Here is a 21,564-nt window from a genome sequence, read left to right on the forward strand (position 1 = left end):
TGTGCGCGGGCGGCTTCAGCGGACGACGTCCACGAAGACCGGGTTGGTGTAGAACCAGGTGTCGAGCCACGGGTTGCCCTGCCCCGGCTCGTGCGGCAGCGGTCCGTGCGGGTCGATCGCCGAGCCGAGGAAGCCCGCCCCGTGGCGCTTGCCGTCGCTGCCGCGCAGCCGCAGGTAGAACGGCTCGTCCGCGCGCCCGACCGGAATGCGCAGGGTGTACGTGCCCCGGCGGCCCGAGACGTCGGCGGTGTGGGCGAGCCGGGTGTCGGGGGCGTGCCAGTCGTCGCGGTCGGCGGCCGGACCGCGGACCGCGCCGCGGATGACGTCGACGTGCTCCAGGCGCGGCAGCACACCGTACGGGTTGCGGCGGGAGGCGGCGGTCACCGTGACGGTGAGGGTGAGCCGCTCGCCGCGCCTGGCGCGCAGCCGGCCGCCGAGCGTGGCGCTGTTGCCGTGCTCGCCGCGCACCTTGACGTCGATGCCGTCGATGAGATGACCGTGGTCGACCCAGACCCGGCCGGCCCGCAGCCCCTCCATCACGTTGCGGTAGCCGTACCGGGTGACGCCGACGTGGGTACGGCTGAACTGGCCGGGCCAGAAGTCGCCGCCGGGCTGCGGTTCGGTGGTGTTGTACGGGTCGGGGAGGTGACCGGTGTTGTCGAAGTCCCGGCCGGGCGGCCACTCGCCGTTGACCCAGGTGTCCTGGGCGACGCGGTGCACGTCGGAGTTGGAGGTGATCGTGAAGAGTTTGCCCTCGGCGAGCATCGCGTCCCACAGGCCGCCGACGGTCGCGGTCGCCCAGTCGAAGCCGCCGTAGGTGACGTACGCCTCGCGCGGGTAGCCGGGCCAGGAGTCGGCGGAGGGTGAATTCGTGTACTCGCCGCGGACGTTGGTGTCCGGGTGCCAGCCCGGGATCGCACCGGCCTGGGCACCGGGGGCGCCCTCCATGCCGATCATGATCCCGGGGGCGGCGTCGCGCCAGCCGCGCATCTCGTGCGGGGAGTCGATGCCCAGGCGCAGGGGGTGGTTGGCGAGGACGAGTACGTCGTCGACGTACCGGGTGCGGCGCTGTTCGGCCAGCCACTTGAGGGCCTTGACCGCGTGCGCCTCGTTGCGCGGGGTGTCGGGGTGCGTCGGGCCGCCGGCGGTGTAGCCGAGCAGCTTGCCGTCGAAGGCCTCCTCGAAGCGGGTGAGAAGGTCGACCTCGTGCCGTCCGGGCGGCGAGAAGACGGTGCAGTGCTCGGCGCCGGGGATGTACCACTCCAGCCCCTGGAAGATCAGCATGCGCTTGTTGTCGGCGCGGGCCTTGAGGATCTCCCGGTGCTCCTGCGCGGCACCGAACTCGGCGTGGCCGATGTTGCTGTGCTCGGTGAAGACCATCCAGTCCAGGCCGAACTTCTGTCCTGCCGAGGCGAGTTGGGAGAACGTGTACTTGGCGTCGTGGCTGTAGACCGAGTGATTGTGGTGGTCGCCGACCAGATAGACGAGATCGGGGGCGTGACCGTGCCCATGCCCGTGCCCGTGCCCGTGGGACCGTCCTCCCCGGCTGTCGGCCAGCGCGGGCAGCGGCAGCGAGGCGGCTGCGAAGGCCGCGCCGAACAGACCGGCGCGGCGCATCAGCCCCCGGCGGCTGAGGCCCTGGGGGTCGAGCGACTCCGCGGGAACCTGGGGGTCGGCCCATTCGGGCACGGGGTGGGACATGACGCGTCGTTCTCCTTCGTGCGGGCGGCGACGGTCCGGGGCCGGACCGTCGGGCCGCCGACTGAAGGATTTCCTGGTTCCGGAACCATTCGGTGAACCCGGGGCGAAGTGCGGGGGTCGCCGCTGTGGCACACCGGTGCCGTCCGCGCGAGATCTACGGGGTGACGGTGTTCACGGGGTGACGGTGTTCACGGGGTGACGATGGCGAAGCCGGGGTCGGGCTCGCCGAGGTGGCCGAGCAGTTCGTCCACCTTCGCGAGGTCGCCGTCGGCCTTCGCCCTCCCCTGCTCGACCAGACCGGAGACGGGCGTCTCGGCCAGGAGCAGGGCTCGCAGTGCGTCCTCGTCGAGCGTCACCTCGACGTCCGGCTCGCAGGCCGCGGGCCCGATGCCCGTCACATGGGTGAGCACACCGTTGCGCAGCCGCATGGTGACGGGTTCCCGGTCCCTCACGTTCCAGCGGACGCAGATGTCCGCGTCCCAGCTGCGGGGTCCGTCGACACGGATGGCGAGGGCGTCGAAGAGCTGGTCGAGCGTCAGGGCGCGCATGAGTTCGGGGGACGCGGTGGCGGTCGGGGTGCCGACCGGGCCGTGGCGCAGTTCCAGCGCCCCGGTGAGGTAGAAGTTGCGCCAGGTACCGTTCTCGCTGCCGTACCCGAGCTGCTCCAGGGCGTCGGCCTGGAGGTCGCGGGCCTCGGCGTTGTCCGGGTCGGCGAACACCACGTGGTTGACGACCTGGACCACCCAGCGGAAGTCGCCGGCGGCGAAGGACTCGCGCGCCCGGCGCAGCACCTCGTCGGCGCCGCCCATGAACTCGACGTACCTCGTGGCGCTCTCGACCGGCGGATGCTCCCACAGATGCGCGGGGTTCCCGTCGAACCAGCCCATGTACCGCTGGTAGACGGCCTTCGTGTTGTGGCTGACCGATCCGTAGTAGCCGTGGGTGTGCCAGGCCCGTTCCAGGGCGGGCGGCATCTCCATCGCCTCCGCGATCTCCAGCGGGGTGTCTCCCCGGTTGAGCATGCGCAGGGTCTGGTCGTGCAGATAGGCGTAGACGTCGCGCTGTTCGGTGAGGAACTCGACGGCGCGCTCGCGGCCCCACACGGGCCAGTGGTGCGAGGCGAAGGCGACGTCGGTGCTGTCGCCGAAGAGGCCGACGGCCTCCGTCAGGTACCGGGCCCACTCCCTCGGGTCGCGTACCTCTGCGCCGCGCAGCGTCAGGAGGTTGTGCAGGTTGTGGGTGGCGTTCTCCGCCATGCAGAGCGCCGAGTGGTCGGGGAAGTGGATGTTCAGCTCGGCGGGGGCCTCGGTTCCGGGTGTCATCTGGAAGACCATCCGGATGCCGTCCACCGTCTCCGTCTGCCCGGTGCGGGTGATGTCCAGCGTGGGCGGGATCAGTCCGACGGAGCCCGTGGAGGTCGTCTGTCCGAGTCCCGCGCCGATCTGGCCCCGTTCGACCTTCGGCAGCGCGGCACCGTACATGTAGGCGGCGCGGCGGGCCATCGCCGGGCCGGCGTAGACGTTCTCGCTGACGGCGTGCTCCAGGAACCCCCTGGGGGCGACGACCGGAACCCCGCCGCCGATGTCGGCGTCGGTCACCACGCCCCGTACGCCGCCGAAGTGGTCGACGTGGCTGTGGGTGTACAGGACGCCGGTCACCGGGCGGTCGCCCCGGTGCTCGCGGTACAGGGCGAGGGCGGCGGCAGCGGTCTCCGCCGAGATGAGGGGGTCGATCACCAGGACCTCCCGCTCCTCCTCCACCACCGTCATGTTGGACAGGTCGAAGCCGCGGATCTGGTAGATGCCCTCGACCACCTCGAACAGGCCGTGGCCGGCCGAGAGACGGCTCTGGCGCCACAGGCCGGGGTTGGCCGTGCCGGGGCAGTCCCCGGCGAGGAATCCGTAGGCTTCGAGGTCCCACACCGTGCGTCCCGCGGCGTCACGGACCACTGGCTCTCCGGCGGTCCCGATGAATCCCCGGCGGGCGTCGTCGAGGTCGCGGGTGTCGTCGAAGGGGAATCGCCGCAGGATCGCGGCGTTGCCCTCCGCTATTCGGCGGTGCGCGGGCTTGGAGTCTGTCTTCCGGGTCATCTTTTTCGGTCTCCCTCTCGCGCGGTCCCTCGGCCGAAGTGCGCGGACGCGTCCGGCCCACCCTCCAACGGCGGGCATCCGGGCACGATCGGGGCTGTTCCGAACGGGGGACGCGGGGGCGGCTCCGGGCCCGTTGCCGTACCGGGCCTCGTCGCCCGCGCGGAGCATCGCGGCTTGTGGGACCTGTGGCCGGGTTCCACGATGGCGGTCTCGGACGTGACGGCATCGGGGTCAGGAGAGGCATGAGCAGCGCCGCATCCCTGCCCGGCCCCTCGCACTCCCCGCACGTGCCACGATGACGCCGCCCGTCCGGGCCCGGGCACCCCGCCGCAGCAGGGGCTCCCACCGGGCCCGCAATCTGCGCAGTCGCGGCGCGGCCGTTCTGCTGGTCGTGCTCGGCGCCTTCCTCGGGTGGGCCGTACCCGGCTGGGAGCGGCATCTGCCGTCGACCGGGCTGGGGTTCGACGCGTCGACGGCACAGGCCACGCTCGCCGCCATCGCGGGCGGCATGATCACGCTCGCCGGTTTCATCGTCACGGCGATCACGATCGTGATCCAGACCGTCCAGTCGATGTCGCCCCGGCTGGTCTCGGCGCTGGGGCACTTCAGCCGGTACCTGGTGCTCTTCGGGCTGCTGATCGGCACCGCACTGTACGCGCTGGTGGCTCTCAGCCAGGTGCAGGACACCCTGGTCCCACGGGGAAGCGTCACCCTCGCCGTGGGGCTGGTGCTGGTCGATTCCGTAGTCGTACTCCGTCTCCTGGCCTCCCTGCGGCACGCGGTGACGGGCGGCGGCCTCTCGCGCGGGGTCGCCGAACGGCTGCACACCGTCATCGACCAGACGTATCCGCCGGGGCCCTCGGTGCCCGCGCCGCCCACCGTCGGCGATGCGCACCGCGGCGCTCTCGTACCCGTCGTCCACGCGGGCGGGCCGGCCGTCCTGCTCTGCGCCGACGAGCCGAAGCTCGTACGGCTCGCCGCCCGCCACGGCCTCCGGATCCGCTTCGTCCGTGCGATCGGGGACTTCGTGGGGGCCGGTGCCACGATCGCGCTCCTGGAGCCGGTGGGCGACCGGGGCGGCGTGGACGCCCGCCTGGCGACGCGCGTCGCCGCCTGTGTCCGGTACGGTCCCAGCCGCACCGTGGAGCAGGACGCCGCGTACGGGTTCCGGCTGCTGGCCGACATCGCGATCAGGGCTCTCTCGACGGCCGTGAACGACCCGACGACGGCGGTACAGGCCCTGGACCAGATCGAGGACGCACTGCTGCGGCTGTCGCGGCGCTCCTTGGGTGGTGCCTGGCTGCTCGACGACAGCGGCATTCCCCGGGTGGCGTACCCGGCGCCGGACTGGGCGGACTTCGTCTCCCTCGCCCTGGACGAGACGCTGCTGTACGGGTCGTCCAACCCGCAGGTCGTCCGGCGCCTGCGCTCGTTGCTGGACCGTGTGACCGCCGCCGCGCCGCAGTCGCGCAGGCCGGAACTCGCCCGGCGCACGGCGGCGTTGGAGCGTCTGTCCTCGACGGCACTCGCCGATCCGCTGCTGTCGGCGGTCGCGGACGTCGCCGACCATCAGGGGCTGGGCGGATCGGGCCCTCGGGGGGACTCCCCCGGCTGAGGCCGCAGCAGTGTCCGTGGTCCGCGCCGGGCCGCCGCGCACGTGTCATGGCGCCACCGGCCGGTTGCCGGCGTCCGCGACGTCGGCGTCGTCCGCGGCGTCGTCCGGGGCCAGGGAACGGATACGGGGTATCGGCGAGGGCAGCAGCCAGAGCAGCGACAGGGCCCCGCCGACGGCAGCGACGAGGAGCGTGGTCCGCAGGCCGACGAGAGTGGCGAGCAGTCCGCCGACGACGGCGCCGACGGGGCGTATGCCGTAGTTGATCGTGCTGTACGCACCGGCCACGCGGCTACGCATGCCGTCGGGAATCACCGCGGCCTGGAGCGAGTTGAGGTTGACGTCGAACAGCATGACGCCGAAACCCGAGAGGAACTGGGCCGCGGCCAGGGCTCCGGCGCGGAGCCAGAGCGGGCCGTCCGCGGCGGCGGCGATGGCGAGCGGCGCCGGGAACAGCACCGCGCCCAGGGAAATGCTGCGCCCCACGCCGAAGCGGAACGAGATCCTCGGGGCGAGCACGGCGCCGAGGAGGGCACCGGTCGCGCCGATCCCGAACGCGACGCCGATCACTCCGGCGGAGAGTCCGAGGCTCCGGCTGGCGTACAGCACGAACAGTCCGCTGCCCGCCACGAAGGTGAAGAAGTTGACGGTGGCCGCGCAGCCGAGCCCGGCCCGCAGCACCGGATGCCGGACGACGAAGGCCAGGCCGTCCCTGGCGCGCCGCAACAGCGAGGGCTCCGCGGTGGCGACGGCCGGCGGTTCGGCGACCGAGACCCTGCTGATCAGGACCGCCGACACCAGGAACGTCAGGGCGTCCACCACGATGGCCACGGGCGCGGTCAGCACCTGGACCAGTGGGCCGCCGATGGCCGGTCCCGCGACGAAGGACGCGGACCGGGCGGCGCTGAGCTTGCTGTTGGCATCGACGTAGGACGCGCGGGGCACCAGGCGCACGAAGAACGGTGGATAGGCGGTGTTGAACAGCACTCCTGCGGCGCCGGTGAGCAGCGCCACGACGTACAGCTGCCCCAGGGTCACCGCGTCCAGGAGCCAGGCCGCCGGGAGGCTGAGCAGCACCGCGGCCCGCACCAGGTCGGCGAGGATCATCAGACGGCGTTTGCGGGCCCGGTGGTCGACCCAGGCCCCCAGGACCATGGCGAGCAGGTTCGGGGTCCAGATGAGCGCGGTCAGCCACGCCACCTCGTTGGCCGTGGCGTGCAGGGCTCCGACGGCGATCAGGGGCAGGGCCAGTTCGGTGATCCGGTCGCCGAACTGCGAGACGGACTGACCGGCCCAGAAGCGGCAGAACCGCCGGTCCCGCCACAGCGATGTCCCGGTGCTCCGCGCCGGGCCGGTCACGGTGTCCGCCCGGTCTGCTCCTCGGCACCTTCCGGCAGGACGTAGCGCAGCAGCCGGACGCCGCGGGCCCCGGCGGGCCGCTCGGCCGCGTCGCGGGTGACGTAGGGCGCGAGAAGGCGCTCGATGCCGTCCTCAATGGCCGCGAGTTCGCCGGCGGAGACAACGACGCGGGTGTTGGCCAGCCCGGCCTGCGCGAGCCATGCCGGGTCGAGTCCGGGTTCGACATCGGCGGCCCATCGGCCGGGGAGGCCGGCGGAGCGCCGGAACATCTCCTGCGACAGCACCCGCGCGGCCGACCGGCCCTCCTCGTCGGCCGGGTCCTGCGGCGTCTCGAACCGGAAGCCGCTCGCCACCGCCTCCCACCGCCGTTGGCGGCGGTCCGGGCCCGGTTCGCTGTCGCGGACCAGACCGAAGCCCGCCAGGTGGCGCAGATGCCAACTGGTCACCGACGGAGTCGCTCCCACGTCGGGCGCGAGCTGCGTGGCGGTGGCGGGCCCGTGCCGCTGAAGGTGGTCGAGGATCGCCAGCCGCACCGGATGTGCCAGTGCCCGCATCGCCTGCGGGTCGGTGATCTCGATATCGCCCAGTCGGTTATTGGAATCCATGACGTGAGAGCTTCCTCTCATAATATGTGAGAGTCAACTCTCACGTCTGTCTCACGGTGGCCGGTGACGGTCCCCCGGTGGCGAAGTCCGCGGGGTGCGCCGACGCTTGTCCCTACCTGCCGATCCGGGCAGGCGGCGGAGCCTGATGGGGGTGAGTCCGTGTCGGACGCGTCGGACGCCGGTGCGCCGGTGCCCGCTTCGGCAGGGGCCGACGACATGGCGGCGGCGATCCTGCACAGCCTGTTCACCCAGTCCGCCGTGGGGCTGCACGTCCTGGACATGCAGTTGCGGGTGGTGCGGGCGAACGTCCTCTCCGACGCCGTTCCGGCCGAGTGCCTGGCAGGGCAGTACTTCACCGACGCGTACCGGGTGGAGCGGCCGCACGAGGCGGAGCGGGTGCTGCGCGCGGTGCTGGACAGCGGGGTGACCGTGCGGGACCTGGTGGTCCGCGGCCGGCTCGCGGACGGCCCCGGCCCCGATCGCAGCCTCAAGGTGTCCGTCCACCGGCTGGACGACCCGCGGGGGCGGACGCTCGGGCTGCTGGCCACGGTCGTCGACGTCGACGAGCAGGAGAAGGCGCGTACCCGGGCGGCCTGCCTGGCGGCGGTGCGTACCCGGGTGGGCAGGTCGCTCGATGTGGCGGCCACCTGCGAGGGGCTGGTGACGGCCGTGGTGCCGGTCTTCGCGGACCTGGCCGTCGTCGAGGTGGTGGACGAGGTGCTGCGGGGGTCGGATCCGCCGCCGGGGCCGTTGGGGCACGATGTACCGCTGCGCCGCGTGGCCCTGCGGGGCCGCGGTGCGGACGGCCACCGGGACGGTCTCGTGGGCGAGATGCGCCGGCTGCCCGCCCGTACGCCCTACGCACTGGCCGTGTCGGACCTCCGACCCCGCCTGGTACGGATCGGTGCCCGTACGCCCTGGCTCGGCACGGCCCCCCGGAGCGCGCGGCTGATCGAGGCGACCGGGGCCCACTCCATGATCGTGGCGCCGCTGAAACTGCACGGCGCGGTCCTCGGCCTGGTGAGCCTCTACCGGTGCCGGGATTCGGAGCCCTTCGAGGAGGACGATCTCCCGCTGACACTGACGGCCGCCGCCCATGTCGCCCTCAGCATCGACAACGCACGGCAGTACGAACGCGACCATGTGATCGCCTCCACGGTTCAGCGTCGGCTCCTGCCGCAGAGCGACCACGGCAACGTCGCCCTGGAGACCGCCCATGTCCTGCTGCCCGGACGCAACAGCGGCTCCTGGTTCGACACCATCGGCCTCTCCGGCGCCCGCACCGCGCTGGTGGTCGGCGCCGTCGAGGGTCCGGGACTCCAGACGGCCATCACCATGGGCCAGCTGCGGACCGCCCTGCACGCGCTGGCCGGTCTCGACCTGGCGCCCGACGAGGTGCTGGCCAGACTGGCCGACACCGCGGACCGCCTGGCCAGGGAGCGGGAGGCGTTGCCGCCCGCGGACCGGCTGCTCGGGCAGTCCCTCACGGCCACGTGCATGTACGCCGTCCACGACCCGTTCGCCGGCACCTGCACCATCGCCCGGGCGGGGAGCGCGACCGCGGGTCTCCTCGCCCCCGACGGCACCACGGTCCCGCTGGACGTGCCCGAGGGCCCCCGGCTCTTCTCCGTCGACAGCGCCCCCTTCGCCACCAGCACGTTCGCACTCGACGAAGGCAGCGTCCTGGCGTTCTTCTCCGGCACCCCCATGCCCGAGGGCCGGCGGCCGGCCGGTCCGCGCGAGGCCCTCGCCGACCCCGGCCGCAGCCTTCAGGACCTGTGCGACGACGTGGTCTACAACCTGCCGGCCGACGCGTACCCCGAGGGCGCGGCCCTGCTCCTCGCCCGCACCGGCGCCGTCCCGCCGGACCGGTTCTCGACCTGGGAGCTGCCCAGCGACCGGACCTCCCCCGGTGTCGCCCGCACGCTCGTGCGCGACCGGCTCGACAGCTGGCACCTCGACGAGGAGACGATCGAGGCGACCGAGCTCATCGTGAGCGAACTGGTCACCAACGCGGTCCGCCACGGCACCCCTCCGCTGCGGCTCCGGCTGATCCTGGACCGCACGCTCACCTGCGAAGTGCACGACGGCAGCCCGGTCTCGCCCCATCTGCGCCATGCCCGCACCGTCGACGAGGGCGGGCGCGGGCTGTTCATCGTCTCCCAGCTCGCCGCCCACTGGGGCACCCGGTACGGCACCGACGGCAAGACCCTGTGGACCGAACAGGAGATCGGGCCGGACACGGACGGCTCCTGACCGGCGCGGGGCGGCCCGGGCCCGGCGCCACCCGGTTGCACGCCGGGCCATTGCACCCGGAGACCAACAGTGGTTGGCTGAACAACAGAAGATATGAATCGGGGTTCAGATCATGGCCTACCGACCCACCGCCCGCACGGAGGCGACCCGCCTCGCCCACCGTGAGCGGCTGCTCGACGCGGCGCGGCAGCTGCTGGCGGAGGGCGGATACCCGGCGGCGAGCATCTCCGCGCTCGCCCGGCGGGCCGGTGTCGCCACCGGCAGCGTGTACAACCACTTCGCCTCCAAGCAGGAGTTGCTCGCCGCGGTCTTCCGGCATGTCGCGGGCCATGAGCTGAGCGCGGTACGGGGGGCCGTGCAGGCACGGAGCGGTTCCACCGAGCAGCTGCGCGCGCTCGTCGAGGTCTTCTCGTACCGCGCGCTGAGCAATCCCCGTACGGCCTGGGCGCTGCTGGCCGAACCGGTCGACCCGCTCGTCGAGGAGGAACGGCTCACCTACCGGCGCGGCTACCACCTGCTCTCCGAGACGGTCATCGTCTCGGGCATCTCGGCGGGCGAACTTCCCCAGCAGAACGCCCAGTTGTCGGCCGCCGCCGTGATCGGGGCGGTCGGCGAGGCGCTGCTCGGCCCGCTCTCGCCGGTCGGCGCGCGGACGGACCCGGAGCCCGTCGTGGAGAGCATCACCGCGCTGTGCCTCAGAGCGGTCGGGGCCCGGAGTTCCTGAACCCGGGCCGCCCGCCTGCCGTACCGATTCCCCCCGGCCCGCCTCCCCCCGCCGCCCCGGCCGGCCACCAGAACCCTCGACCCAGAACAGGATCACCCGCCATGACCGTCACCCAGCACCGGACCGATGTGCGGCCGGGGGCCCCCGCGCCGCACCCCACCCACGAGGTCACCAACCAGGCACCGCCCCGGGTGGACCTCGACGAGTACGGCACCAACCTGCCGCTCGCCGAGGCCGTCCGTACCTTCGGGGCGGCCTGGCACGAACCGGAGCTGCACGAGATCGGCACCCTGGTCGGCTCCGAGCGGTTCCAGCTCGACACGGAGCGTGCCCACACCTCGCCGCCGGTCCTGCGCACCCACGACCGGTACGGGAACCGCGTCGACGAGATCGACTTCCACCCCGCGTACCACGAGATCATCGGCGCGGCCGTGAGCCATGGCGCGCACACCGCGGGCTGGGCCGACCCGAAGCCCGGAGCGGCGGTGGCGCGGGCCGCGTCGTTCATGCTGTTCACCCAGATCGAACCCGGCCACGGCTGCCCGATGTCCATGTCGCATGCCGTGGTCCCGCTCCTCCAGCGCGATCCGGACGTGGGCCGGGACTGGCTGCCGGGCCTGCTCAGCCGCTCGTACGACCCCCGGCTGGTCGCCCCGGGCGAGAAGTCCGGGCTCACCTTCGGCATGGGGATGACGGAGAAGCAGGGCGGCTCCGACGTACGCGCCAACACCACTCGGGCCGTCCCACTGGCCTGCGACCCCGAGGGCCGGGCCCATCTGCTGACCGGCCACAAGTGGTTCTTCTCCGCCCCGCAGTCGGACGCCTTCCTGGTGCTGGCCCAGGCCGAGGCCGGGCTCACCTGCTTCCTCGTGCCACGGGTACTGGCCGACGGTACCCGCAACACGGTCCGGATCCAGCGGCTGAAGAACAAGCTCGGCAACAAGTCGAACGCCTCCTGCGAGGTGGAGTTCGACGGCACCTGGGCGGTACGGGTCGGCGAGCCCGGCCGCGGTGTCCCCACCATCATCGAGATGGTCGACCACACCCGGCTCGACTGTGTGCTCGGCACCACCGCCGGCATGCGCCAGTCGGTGTCGGAGGCGATCTGGCACGCCCGGCACCGCAGCGCCTTCGGTGCCCGGCTGACCGACCAGCCGGCCATGACGGCGGTCCTCGCCGACCTGGCGCTGGAGACGGAGGCCGCGACCTGGACCTCGCTGCGGCTGGCCCACGCGTACGAGAGCGGCGGCGGCGAGTCCGAGGAGATGTTCCGCCGGCTGGCCACCGCGGTGTCCAAGTACTGGATCTGCAAGCGCGGCCCGCACCACGCGTACGAGGCGCTGGAGTGCCTGGGCGGCAACGGCTACACCGAGGACTGGCCGCTCGCCCGGCGCTACCGCGAGCAGCCGGTGATGGCGGTGTGGGAGGGGTCCGGCAACGTCATCGCCCTCGACGTGCTGCGCGGCATCGGAAAGACACCGCGGTCGCTGGACGCCTTCTGGGCCGAGCTGGAGACCACGGCCGGCGCCAGCCCCGTACTGGACGCACACGTCCGCCGGGTGCGCCGGGAGCTCGCCGAGGACCTGCTCGACCCGGTCACGGCGCAGACCCGGGCCCGGGCGTCGGTCGAGGGCATGGCGCTGGCCCTGCAGGCCTCGCTGATGCTCCGTCACGCGCCTGCCGCGTCGGCCGAGGCGTTCGTGGCCGCCCGGCTCGGCGAGGACCGCGGCCACCAGTACGGCATCCTGCCGCGCGGCACCGACGCCGCTGCGATCGTGGAGCGGCACTTCGGCACCGGCGGCTGAGCCCTCGGGCGGGTGCGCCGGACGGGCGGGCCGGGGGCGTGTCGGGAAGGTCTCGTCCCACCCCCGGCGACTGCGGCTTCCGGCCGCCCGTCGTCGCCGGGCGTGGTCGGCACATCGCGCGTTAGGTTGGCCGCATGGAGTCGAGACCCCGCACCCTGTGGCTGCGTACCGAGCCCCTCCACGCCGTGGTCCACTTCGACGAGGAGTGCCGGGGCATCGGGAGATCGGTCGGTCTCAAGGGCTTCTGGATGGGGTACTTCGCCACCCGTACGGCCCCCATGGGGCGGATCCTTCCCGAGGCCGCCGCCGCGGTCCTCGGGGTCTTCGCACCGGGCATGGTGGCCCGCGCGCTGCCCGACGCGTGGCGCGTCGTCACCCCCGAAAGACTCACCGACCTGCGTGCCCGGCAGGCCGCGGGTGCGCTGCGCCGACTGGTCCCGGGGATCGACTCCCTCGCAGGCCGGCTCGTCCCGCCGCTCGCCGCGATGGTGGCGGACGCCGCCGCGCCGGCCCGCCCGCTGTTCGCCGCCAACCGAGCGCTGTGCGACCGCACCGACCCGGTGGAGAACCTGTGGCAACTCACCACCACGCTGCGGGAGTTCCGCGGTGACGCGCACATCGCCGCGCTCGCCGACCATGGTCTCGACGCGCCCGAGGCCCTGGTGCTCGCCGCGGCCACGGGCCGGGTCCCGCGCGAGGGCATCCGGCTCGACCGCGGCTGGAGCGAGGCGGAGTGGGCGGACGCCGGTGAACGGCTGCGCTCCCGGGGTCTGATCGACGCCGAGTGGACAGCCACACTGCGCGGCCGCCGGGAGCGGGAGCTCGTCGAGGACACCACCGACCGGCTGGCCGCCCGGCTGCTGCGCCCGCTCACCGAGCGCGCGGTGGACGAACTGCTCGCCGACCTGGAGCTGCCGACCCGGCAGGTGCTGGGGGCGAATCTGCTGCCGTTCCCCAACCCGACCGGGCTGCCCCGGCCGGTCTAGACGGACCCGGTCGCGGGGCCCGGACGGCTCCGGACCAGCAGGATCACCGAGCAGACCGCCGCGAAGGCACACCAGGTCGAAACGAACTCCAGCCGCCACAGCGCCACAGAGACGACGGCCCCGACTGCGGCCAGCGCCCCGAGCCATCTCAGCACCGGCTCACCGGACAGGAGCAGCGCGCCGACCGTGGCCAGGAGATATCCGGTGACGAGCAGTCCGGAGCGGGGCAGGTCCAGGACGTAGCCGAGGGTGTGGCCACGGATCTCGGCGGTCACCGGGCGGATCGCCAGGCTGTACGCGAGCGGCACGGCGGTCGCGACGGCGGCCGCGACGGGGATCAGCAGGCGGCGCCGGGCCCGCGGCGGGGCGGCGCACAGCACCCCCAGGGCGACCCACAACGGCAGCACCGGCAGGGCGATGACGGCTCAGGCGAGGGTGGCGGGGCCGGTTCCGCCGCCCGAGCGCCAGATCACGGACTCGATGATCTGGTGGGCGCCGAGCAGCAGCGGCAGCGCCGCCAACGGCAGGTCACGCGCCCGCCGCACCCGCGCGACACACGCCACCCCGATGGCGGCGATGCCCGTGCCGGCGACGAGGTCGGCGGTCGCACTCCAGCACATGGCGTCCCCCATGGACCCGGCGATACGGAACCGGCCGGACCCGGCGATACGGAATTGGTCACTTTTGTGGGCAACGCTACGGCCCCGGGGGCGGTCAGCCGCTGTGACACGTGCGGCACCGTCCGCCGCAGCGGCAGTGGCGACAGCCTCGCCGGGCGAGCAGCACGGCCGACACGGCGAGTGCGGCCACGGCGAGGACCCGTACGGCGCGCCGTGCCACCGGTCCGCCCGCCGCGCGCAGCAGATCGATCGGCTCGGCCCCGTCCGTCGGCGCGGTGTCCGCCACACGGTCCGACGCGTCGGCGGCGGCACCCGTCGCGGGCGCGGCGGAAGTGGCGGGTCCCGGCGCCGACAGCCGCTGTGCGAGGCAGTCGGCGAAGCGGCCGATGAGGCCGTCGCTCACCTCGCTCATGACGCCGCGGCCGAACTGGGCCGGCCGTCCGGTGACGGTGAGGTCGGTGGCCACGGAGACGGTCGTGGTGCCGTCGTGGCCGGTCAGGGTGCCGGTCACCGTCGCGCTCGCCGTGCCCTGGCCGCGTACTTCGTTTCCCCGGGCGGACAGGACCATGCGGTGGGCCGCGTCGTCCTTCTCCAGGAAGGTCGCCGTGCCCCGGTACGTCACGGTGATCGGTCCCACCCGCACCTTCACGGAACCCTTGACGGTGTCTCCGTCGAACTCCTCCACGGTCGCGCCCGGCAGGCAGTGCGAGACGCGTTCGATGTCGAGCAGGGCCCGCCATGCCTCGTCGACCGGGACGGGCACGGTGAATGAGTTCTGCAGCTGCATGGTCCGCTCCTCACATGGATCACACCGGTCTCACCGGTCTCGTGGAAGGCCCGGGACCGGCCTGGTCCGGGGCGTGGCGGTGGATCGCCCCCGCCGTGTCCGTGAGCGGGCTGCCCGTGCCGCCCCAGCGCAGGGCCACGATCTCCGCGGCGATGGAGACGGCCACCTCCTCGGGGGTGCGTGCCCCGAGGTCGAGGCCGATGGGCGAACGCAGCCGGGTCAGTTCACCGTCGCCCAGACCCGTCTCGCGGAGCCGGGACAGGCGGTCCTCGTGGGTCCGGCGGCTGCCCATGACGCCGATGTAGGCGGCCGGGGTGCGCAGCGCCACCTCCAGCAGCGGTACGTCGAACTTGGGGTCGTGGGTGAGTACGCACATCACGGTCCGCCCGTCGGTCTCCGTTTCGCGCAGATACCGGTGCGGCCAGTCGACGACGACCTCGGCCTCGGCGGGGAAGCGCCGGGCGTCGGCGAAGGCGGGGCGGGCGTCGCAGACGGTGACCCGGTATCCGAGGAACGCGCCGATCCGGGCCACCGCCGCCGCGAAGTCGATCGCGCCGAAGACCAGCATCCGGGGCGGCGGGGCGAACGACTGGAGGAAGACCGCGACGTCGTCCTCGCGCCGCTCGCCGTTCGGTCCGTAGTGCCGCAACCCCGTCGCCCCCTGGGCGAGTTCCCCGCGCGCGTCGGCGGTCACGGCGGCGTCCAGGCCGCTCGCGCCCAGCGATCCCGACACGGTGTCCGGCCGGACCGCGAGGGCGGCCCCGTGCGGTGCGGGTCCGTCGGTCACGGTGGCGACCACCACCGGGCGGCGCCCGGCGACCGACGCGGCGACCTCGCCGAAGGTGGGGTCGGACGCCGCCGTCACCGGGCGCACGAGGAGCGTGATCTCGCCGCCGCAGGTGAGTCCGACGGCGAAGGCGTCCTCGTCGCTGTAGCCGAAGGTCTCCAGCCGGGCCCGGCCGGTCTCCATGACTTCCTTGGCGAGTTCGAAGACCGCTCCCTCGACGCAGCCGCCGGAGACGCTGCCCACGACCTCGTCGTCCGGGCCCACGGCCATCGCCGCGCCGGGTCCGCGCGGTGCGCTGCGGCTCACCGCGACGACGGTGGCGAGCCCGAACGGCTCCCCCGCGGCGTACCAGCGCCCGAGCACCGGCAGGATCTCACGCATCGGACGCCACCCCCCGTACCACTGCGGCCAGTTGCTCCAGAGCCGCCAGGCTGTGTCCCTCGACGAACACGTCCACGTGCGGCAGCGCGGCCGCCATGCCCGCCGCGAGCGGTGCGTAACCCGGCCGCGCCTTGCGGGGGTTGGCCCACACCACGCGGTGCGCCAGCCGGTGCAGTCGGACCATCTGGGCGGCGAGCAACGCGGGGTCGGCGCGCTCCCAGCCGTCGGAGAGGACGACCACCACCGCTCCCCGGGCGCAGGAGCGCTGCCCCCAGCGGTCGAGGAAGGCGCGGAGCATCTCGCCGAGCCGGGTGCCGCCGCTGCGGTCGGGGACGGCGGCGGCGACCGCGGCCAGTGCGGTGTCCGGGTCCGGGTGCGCCATCTCGCGGGTCACTCGGGTCAGCCGGGTGCCGATGGTGAAGACCTCGGTGGGGGTACGGGCCGCCGGTCCGTGCGCCGCGGCGTGCGCGAAGCGCAGCAGGGCGTCCGCGTACGGGTCCATGGAACCGCTCACGTCCAGCAGCAGCACCGTCCGGCGCGGCTTGGTGACGGGGGCTCGGTGGCGCAGCCGGGCGGGCTCGCCGCCGTGCCGCAGCAGTTCGCGCACGGTGCGCCGGGGGTCCGTGCCGCCGCGTCGGGCGGGGCGCATCCTGGCGGTGCGCCGGGGTTCGCCACTCAGTGCGAACGCGGCCAGCAGGCGCCGTAGTTGTGCGCGTTCGGCGGCGGTCAGCCGGGCCATGTCGCGGTGGCGCAGGATCTCCGTCTCGCTGGCCGGGGCGGCCCGCGGCGGTGTCGGGTCCTCGCTCGTCCGGTCGGATCCGCGCAGCGGGCCGGCCCCGGTGTCCACCCACCGTGGCCGCGGCTGGGACAGGGGCGTGGCACGGGTCGCGGGGTACGGCCCCAGGACGTGGTCGAAGCAGCCGGCGAACACCCGGTCGTACCGTTCCAGGTCGTCCCGGCTGCCGCACAGGGTGAGCCGGCCCGCCCAGTACACATCGGCGCGCCGTGCGGGGTCGAGCAGGTCGAGGGCGCCCAGGAACAGTTGTGTGCGGTCGGGGCCGGTGGCCACACCGGCGGCGCGCAGTGCCCGGGAGAGTCCCACGGCCACGGCGGTCGCGTCGATGACGGGTGCGGTGGGCACGGGTCACGCTCCTTGCGCCGCGAGGACCGCGGACAGGTCGAGGGAGCGGGCGTGTTCGGCGTCCTCCCGGTATTTCAGCACCGAGCCCAGGGTGGCGAAGGCCAGTTCGGCGTCCAGTTCGGTGGCCCCGAGCGCGTCCAGGGCCTCGGCCCAGTCGATGGTCTCGGCCACGCCGGGCGGCTTGAGCAGGTGCTCGGTGCGCAGCCGCTGGACGACCGCGGTGACCTGTTCGGCGAGCCGGGCGGTCACCTGGGGCTGCCGTCTGCGGACGATCGCGAGCTCACGGTCGTAGCCGGGGTGGTCGAACCAGTGGTAGAGGCAGCGCCGTTTCAGCGCGTCGTGGACCTCTCTGGTCCGGTTGGAGGTCAGGACGACCACGGGCGGCGACTGGGCGCGCAGGGTGCCGAGTTCGGGGACCGTGACCGTGTACTCGGAGAGGAGTTCCAGCAGGAATGCCTCGAACTCGTCGTCCGCGCGGTCGACTTCGTCGATGAGCAGGACCGACGGCTGGGTCTCCACCGCACGCAGCAGCGGGCGCGCGATGAGGAAGCGTCTGCTGTACAGCTCGCTCTCCAGCCGGTCCGCCTCGGTGATCCCGGCGGCCTCGGCGGCCCGCAGATGGAGCAGCTGACGTGGGAAGTCCCAGTCGTACAGGGCCTGGGAGGCGTCGATGCCCTCGTAGCACTGGAGGCGGATCAGTGGCGCGTCGAGTACGTCGGCGAGGGCCGGGGCGAGTGCGGTCTTGCCCACGCCCGCGTCGCCCTCGCAGAAGAGCGGCCGGTGCAGCCGCAGGGCCAGGAAGCAGGCGATGGCGAGCCCTTCGTCGACGAGGTAGCCCGTTCGCTCCAGGCGGGCGCGCAGCCCGGCCGGTCCGTCCTCGGGCCCGTCCGTCGTGTCCGCCCCGGCCGCCGGTCCGGTCACCGCTCACTCCGTCCCGGCCGCGGCCAGTACCGCGCGCCGGGTCAGCACCCGGGCGAGGTGTGCGCGGTACTCGGGTGTCGCGGAGAGATCCGTGGCGGGGCGGGTGCCCTCCGCCGCCGCGTCGGCGGCGGAAGCCACCGCGGCCGGGACCGCCTCGGCCCCGGCGAGCGCCGCCTCGGTGGCGTTCGCGCGCAACGGTGTGGAGCCCATGTTGGTCAGGCCGATGCGGGCCTCGGCGATCCGGCCGTCGTCGCGCCGTACGAGCGCGGCGACGCCGACGATTGCCCAGCCCTGGGCGACCCGGCTGAACTTCTCGTAGTGGAATCCCCAGGTGTCGGTCCTCGGGACCCGGATCTCCGCCAGCACCTCGTCGTCCGCCAGGGCCGTCCGCAGGTAGTCGACGAAGAACTCACGGGCCGGGACGGTGCGCCTGCCCCGCGGGCCGACGGCCACCATCTCGCCGTCCAGGGCGAGCAGTACCGCCGGGAGGTCGCCGGCCGGGTCGGCGTGGGCGAGCGAGCCGCCGAGCGTGCCGCGGTGGCGTACTGCGGGGTCGGCGACGGTTTCGGTGGCGGCGGCCAGCAGCCCGGCGTGGCGGCGTACCAGGGGGTCGTGGATGACGTCGTGGTGGGTGGTCATGGCTCCGATGACGAGCGACCCGGTGGCGGGGTCCTCGCGGACGCCGCGCAGCTCCGGGATGCGGCCGAGGTCGACGAGGAGCTCGGGGAAGGCGAGGCGCAGGCGGAGGATGGGGATCAGGCTCTGTCCGCCCGCCAGGACCTTGGCGTCCTCACCGCCGTCGTGCAGGGTGCGTACCGCCTCGTCGAGGGTGTCGGGCCGTGCGTAGTCGAATGCGGCGGGAATCATGTCTTCGCCTCCCTCGCCCGTGCGTCCGTGACGGCCTGCCAGATGCGCTGCGGGGTGCACGGCATGGCCACGTCCCGTACGCCGAGCGGTCGCAGCGCGTCCACGACCGCGTTGACGACGGCCGGGGTGGAGGCGATGGTCCCGGCCTCGCCGACCCCCTTGACGCCGAGGGCGTTGGAGGTCGCCGGCGTCTCGGTGCGGTCGGTGACGAAGTCCGGCAGGTCCGGTGCCGCGGGAACGAGGTAGTCGGCCATCGTCCCGGAGACCAGATTGCCCTCGGTGTCGTACACCGCCTCCTCGTACAGCGCCTGTGCGATGCCCTGGGCGAGGCCGCCGTGGACCTGGCCCTGGACGATCATCGGGTTGATCACCTTCCCGATGTCGTCGACGCAGACGTAGCTGCGGATGCGGGCCCGCCCGGTCTCGGTGTCGACCTCGATCGCGCACAGGTGCGTGCCGTGCGGGTACGAGAAGTTGTCCGGGTCGACCAGGTGTCCGGCGTTGATCGTCGGTTCCATCCCGTCGGGCAGGTCGTGGGACGAGAACGTCGCGTGGGCCACGTCCTGGATGGTCTTCGCCGCCTCCGGCGATCCCCGCACCCAGAAGGTCCCGGCGGAGAACTCCAGGTCGGCCTCGTTCGCCTCCAGCAGGTGCGCGGCGACCCTGCGGGCCTTGGCCACCACCTTCAGCGCGGCGTGGTGGACGGCCAGTCCGCCGACCACCAGCGACCGTGAGCCGTAGGTGTCCATGCCCTGCGGGACCGCCCTGGTGTCGCCGTGCACGACCTCGATGTCGTCGAACGGCACCCCGAGCACGTCCGCGGCAATCTGGCTCCAGCAGGTGGCGTGGCCCTGTCCGTGCGGGCTGGTCCCGGTGGTGACCTCGACCTTTCCGGTGGGCAGCATGCGGATGGTGGCGGCCTCCCAGCCCCCGGCGGCGTACCGCAGGTCGCGCAGTACGCGGCTGGGCGCGAGGCCGCACATCTCGGTGAAGGTGGAGATGCCGATGCCGAGCCGCACCGGGTCGTGGCGGGCTTCGCGCTCGCGCTGTTCGGCGCGCAGGCCGTCGTAGCCGAAGAGGGCGAGTGCCCGGTCGGTGGCCGCTTCGTAGTTGCCGCTGTCGTAGGTGAGTCCGGCGATGGACGTGTACGGGAACTCCTCGTGGCGGATCCAGTTGCGGCGGCGCAACTCGACGGGGTCCAGGCCGAGTTCGGCGGCGAGTTCGTCCATGGTCCGCTCGATCGCGAAGGTCGCCTCGGGGCGGCCGGCCCCGCGGTAGGCATCGGTCGGCGTGCGGGTGGTGAAGACGCCGGTGCACCGGAAGGTGTACGCGTTCATCTTGTAGATCCCCGGGTACATGAACGCACCGAGCAGCGGAATGCCGGGCGTGATCAGCATCAGGTAGGCGCCCATGTCGGCGAGCAGGTCGACGCTCAGGCCGAGGATCTCGCCGTCCTTCGTCGCGGCGATCTCGATGTCCTGGATCTGGCCGCGGCCGTGGTGGGTGGCCAGGTAGCCCTCGGAGCGGGACTCGGTCCATTTGACGGGTCTGCCGAGCTTCCTGGCGAGGGCGAGGGCGACGGCCTCCTCGCCGTACACCTGGAGTTTGGAGCCGAAGCCGCCGCCGACGTCCGGGGCGATCACCCGCAGCCGCTGCTCGGGGATCCTGGTGACCATGGACAGGATGACCCGGGCGACGTGCGGGACCTGGGTGGCGGAGTACAGGGTGTACTCGTTGGACGCGGTGGGCGGGGTGGCGACCACCGACCGGGGTTCCATGGCGTTGGGGATGAGGCGCTGCTGGGTGTAGCGGCGGCGCAGTACGACGTCGGCGCGGGCCTTCTGGGCAGCGTAGTTCCCCGTGTCCAGGGGCCAGGTGTAGCAGCGGTTGGTGCCCTTCCCGGCGTGTACGAGGGGTGCGTCGTCGGCCAGCGCGGCTTCCAGGCCGAGCACGGGCGGCAGGGGCGTGTAGTCGACCTCCACGGCCTCCAGCGCGTCCGCGGCGGCGTACCGGCCGCGGGCGACGACCACGGCCACGGGCTCTCCGGCGTACCGCACCTCGTCGACGGCGACGGCCGGGTGGTCGGGCATGACGATGTCCTCGGTCACCGGCCAGACGCACGGCATGGGGCCCAGTTCGTCGGCGAGGTCACGGCCGGTGAGGGCGGCGATCACCCCGGGGCGTTCCAGCGCCGGCGCCACGTCGATGCGGTCGATCCGGGCGTGGGCCATGGGGCTGCGCAGGATCGCCAGGTGCAGCAGGCCGGGGGTGGTGATGTTGTCCGTCCAGGTGGTGCGGCCGGTGACGAGCCGTGCGTCCTCCTTGCGGGTGCGGGAGCGGCCCACCTCGGGGCGTGACGCGCCGGTGGTGGTCGGGGCGGTCATGTCCGTGCCTCCTGCCCGGCGGGGGCGGGCCGCGTGTCCGCGGGCCGGGGTGCGGGCGCCTTGCGGCGCCGCTCCTCGGCGGCCGCCGCCAGGACGGCGCGCACGATGTTCTGGTAGCCGGTGCAGCGGCAGAGGTTGCCCTCCAGCCCGCGGCGGATCTCCTCGGGCGTGGGGTCGGGGTTCTCCTTGAGCAGATCGCGGGCGGCCATGATCATGCCGGGGGTGCAGTAGCCGCACTGAAGTGCGTGCTGTTCGTGGAACGCGGTCTGCAGCGGTGTCCATTCGCCGTCGGTGGCAAGGCCCTGGACGGTCGTCACTTCGCCGCCGTCGGCCTGGACGGCCAGTACGGAGCAGCTCTTCACGCTGTCGCCGTCGAGTTCGACGGTGCATGCGCCGCAGTTGCTGGTGTCGCAGCCGACGGGGGTGCCGGTGAGGCCCAGGTGGTCCCTGAGATAGTGGACCAGCAGCAGCCGGGGCTCGACCTCGTCGTCGTACCGGGTGCCGTCCACGGTCGTCGAAATGCGGGTCATGGGTGCTC

The 21,564-nt window shown here is 73.3% G+C and carries 16 protein-coding genes and 1 pseudogene; 5 read left to right on the plus strand and 12 right to left on the minus strand.

What is annotated here, in order from left to right:
- Positions 1 to 15 precede the first annotated feature (15 nt).
- Both ABZ622_RS23355 and ABZ622_RS23360 read right to left on the minus strand, forming a co-directional pair.
- Complete coding sequence (locus tag ABZ622_RS23355) at positions 16 to 1,701, minus strand: PHP domain-containing protein (protein ID WP_360546095.1); 1,686 nt, start codon at positions 1,699 to 1,701, stop codon at positions 16 to 18.
- Between the two features lie 188 nt (positions 1,702 to 1,889).
- Positions 1,890 to 3,791, minus strand: coding sequence for an alkyl sulfatase dimerization domain-containing protein (locus ABZ622_RS23360; RefSeq protein ID WP_360546097.1), 1,902 nt, complete (start codon positions 3,789 to 3,791; stop codon positions 1,890 to 1,892).
- Positions 3,792 to 4,086: 295 nt separating this feature from the next.
- On the opposite strand from ABZ622_RS23360, the gene ABZ622_RS23365 reads away from it, so the two are divergent.
- Positions 4,087 to 5,406 (plus strand): DUF2254 family protein, encoded by a 1,320-nt coding sequence (locus ABZ622_RS23365; protein ID WP_360546099.1) that lies wholly within the window; start codon positions 4,087 to 4,089, stop codon positions 5,404 to 5,406.
- A 45-nt stretch (positions 5,407 to 5,451) separates the two neighbouring features.
- Here the strand turns inward: ABZ622_RS23365 and ABZ622_RS23370 are convergent, their stop codons facing one another.
- Complete coding sequence (locus ABZ622_RS23370; RefSeq protein ID WP_360546101.1) at positions 5,452 to 6,762, minus strand: MFS transporter; 1,311 nt, start codon at positions 6,760 to 6,762, stop codon at positions 5,452 to 5,454.
- The gene (locus tag ABZ622_RS23375) at positions 6,759 to 7,367 is read right to left on the minus strand and encodes a helix-turn-helix domain-containing protein (protein ID WP_360546103.1); all 609 of its coding nucleotides are present in this window, start codon (positions 7,365 to 7,367) and stop codon (positions 6,759 to 6,761) included. Before ABZ622_RS23375 ends, ABZ622_RS23370 begins: the two co-directional genes overlap by 4 nt.
- Positions 7,368 to 7,583: 216 nt before the next feature.
- On the opposite strand from ABZ622_RS23375, the gene ABZ622_RS23380 reads away from it, so the two are divergent.
- From ABZ622_RS23380 to ABZ622_RS23395, 4 genes are all read left to right on the plus strand, one after another.
- Positions 7,584 to 9,623: a SpoIIE family protein phosphatase gene (locus ABZ622_RS23380; protein ID WP_360546229.1), complete on the plus strand. Its 2,040-nt coding sequence runs from the start codon at positions 7,584 to 7,586 to the stop codon at positions 9,621 to 9,623.
- 112 nt (positions 9,624 to 9,735) lie between these two features.
- Positions 9,736 to 10,347 (plus strand): TetR/AcrR family transcriptional regulator, encoded by a 612-nt coding sequence (locus tag ABZ622_RS23385; RefSeq protein WP_360546105.1) that lies wholly within the window; start codon positions 9,736 to 9,738, stop codon positions 10,345 to 10,347.
- Between the two features lie 101 nt (positions 10,348 to 10,448).
- Positions 10,449 to 12,152: an acyl-CoA dehydrogenase family protein gene (locus tag ABZ622_RS23390; protein WP_360546107.1), complete on the plus strand. Its 1,704-nt coding sequence runs from the start codon at positions 10,449 to 10,451 to the stop codon at positions 12,150 to 12,152.
- A 134-nt stretch (positions 12,153 to 12,286) separates the two neighbouring features.
- Positions 12,287 to 13,138: a hypothetical protein gene (locus ABZ622_RS23395; protein WP_360546109.1), complete on the plus strand. Its 852-nt coding sequence runs from the start codon at positions 12,287 to 12,289 to the stop codon at positions 13,136 to 13,138.
- Here the strand turns inward: ABZ622_RS23395 and ABZ622_RS23400 are convergent.
- The 8 genes and pseudogenes from ABZ622_RS23400 to ABZ622_RS23435 all read right to left on the minus strand — a co-directional run bounded on the left by ABZ622_RS23400 (position 13,135) and on the right by ABZ622_RS23435 (position 21,556).
- Positions 13,135 to 13,758, minus strand: a pseudogene (locus ABZ622_RS23400) (DUF6629 family protein). The gene ABZ622_RS23395 and the pseudogene ABZ622_RS23400 overlap by 4 nt on opposite strands.
- A 94-nt stretch (positions 13,759 to 13,852) precedes the next feature.
- Positions 13,853 to 14,545, minus strand: coding sequence for an SRPBCC family protein (locus ABZ622_RS23405; RefSeq protein ID WP_360546110.1), 693 nt, complete (start codon positions 14,543 to 14,545; stop codon positions 13,853 to 13,855).
- A 19-nt stretch (positions 14,546 to 14,564) separates the two neighbouring features.
- Positions 14,565 to 15,713: an XdhC/CoxI family protein gene (locus ABZ622_RS23410; protein WP_360546112.1), complete on the minus strand. Its 1,149-nt coding sequence runs from the start codon at positions 15,711 to 15,713 to the stop codon at positions 14,565 to 14,567.
- Entirely contained in the window at positions 15,706 to 16,854 is a 1,149-nt protein-coding gene (locus ABZ622_RS23415) for a VWA domain-containing protein (RefSeq protein WP_360546114.1), read from the minus strand. The genes ABZ622_RS23410 and ABZ622_RS23415 overlap by 8 nt, the downstream gene beginning before the upstream one ends.
- Positions 16,855 to 16,857: 3 nt before the next feature.
- Positions 16,858 to 17,775 carry a MoxR family ATPase gene (locus ABZ622_RS23420; protein WP_360546116.1) on the minus strand — a complete coding sequence of 306 codons (918 nt, stop codon included), beginning with the start codon at positions 17,773 to 17,775 and terminating at the stop codon, positions 16,858 to 16,860.
- Positions 17,776 to 17,778: 3 nt separating this feature from the next.
- A complete protein-coding gene (locus tag ABZ622_RS23425) occupies positions 17,779 to 18,642 on the minus strand; it encodes a xanthine dehydrogenase family protein subunit M (protein ID WP_360546118.1) in 864 nt (287 codons plus the stop codon).
- The gene (locus ABZ622_RS23430; RefSeq protein ID WP_360546120.1) at positions 18,639 to 21,026 is read right to left on the minus strand and encodes a xanthine dehydrogenase family protein molybdopterin-binding subunit; all 2,388 of its coding nucleotides are present in this window, start codon (positions 21,024 to 21,026) and stop codon (positions 18,639 to 18,641) included. Before ABZ622_RS23430 ends, ABZ622_RS23425 begins: the two co-directional genes overlap by 4 nt.
- On the minus strand, positions 21,023 to 21,556 hold the full coding sequence (locus ABZ622_RS23435; protein ID WP_360546122.1) for a (2Fe-2S)-binding protein: 534 nt from the start codon (positions 21,554 to 21,556) through the stop codon (positions 21,023 to 21,025). Before ABZ622_RS23435 ends, ABZ622_RS23430 begins: the two co-directional genes overlap by 4 nt.
- Positions 21,557 to 21,564: the final 8 nt, after the last annotated feature.

The organism is Streptomyces sp. NPDC007164 (genome assembly GCF_040634135.1).
GTDB lineage: Bacteria > Actinomycetota > Actinomycetes > Streptomycetales > Streptomycetaceae > Streptomyces > Streptomyces sanglieri.

Coding starts and splice junctions, on each gene's coding strand:
- ABZ622_RS23355 (WP_360546095.1), bottom strand. CDS start 1,701: ATGTCCCACCCCGTGCCCGAATGGGCCGACCCCCAGGTTCCCGCGGAG.
- ABZ622_RS23360 (WP_360546097.1), bottom strand. CDS start 3,791: ATGACCCGGAAGACAGACTCCAAGCCCGCGCACCGCCGAATAGCGGAG.
- ABZ622_RS23365 (WP_360546099.1), top strand. CDS start 4,087: ATGACGCCGCCCGTCCGGGCCCGGGCACCCCGCCGCAGCAGGGGCTCC.
- ABZ622_RS23375 (WP_360546103.1), bottom strand. CDS start 7,367: ATGGATTCCAATAACCGACTGGGCGATATCGAGATCACCGACCCGCAG.
- ABZ622_RS23380 (WP_360546229.1), top strand. CDS start 7,584: ATGGCGGCGGCGATCCTGCACAGCCTGTTCACCCAGTCCGCCGTGGGG.
- ABZ622_RS23385 (WP_360546105.1), top strand. CDS start 9,736: ATGGCCTACCGACCCACCGCCCGCACGGAGGCGACCCGCCTCGCCCAC.
- ABZ622_RS23390 (WP_360546107.1), top strand. CDS start 10,449: ATGACCGTCACCCAGCACCGGACCGATGTGCGGCCGGGGGCCCCCGCG.
- ABZ622_RS23395 (WP_360546109.1), top strand. CDS start 12,287: ATGGAGTCGAGACCCCGCACCCTGTGGCTGCGTACCGAGCCCCTCCAC.
- ABZ622_RS23405 (WP_360546110.1), bottom strand. CDS start 14,545: ATGCAGCTGCAGAACTCATTCACCGTGCCCGTCCCGGTCGACGAGGCA.
- ABZ622_RS23410 (WP_360546112.1), bottom strand. CDS start 15,713: ATGCGTGAGATCCTGCCGGTGCTCGGGCGCTGGTACGCCGCGGGGGAG.
- ABZ622_RS23425 (WP_360546118.1), bottom strand. CDS start 18,642: ATGATTCCCGCCGCATTCGACTACGCACGGCCCGACACCCTCGACGAG.
- ABZ622_RS23430 (WP_360546120.1), bottom strand. CDS start 21,026: ATGACCGCCCCGACCACCACCGGCGCGTCACGCCCCGAGGTGGGCCGC.
- ABZ622_RS23435 (WP_360546122.1), bottom strand. CDS start 21,556: ATGACCCGCATTTCGACGACCGTGGACGGCACCCGGTACGACGACGAG.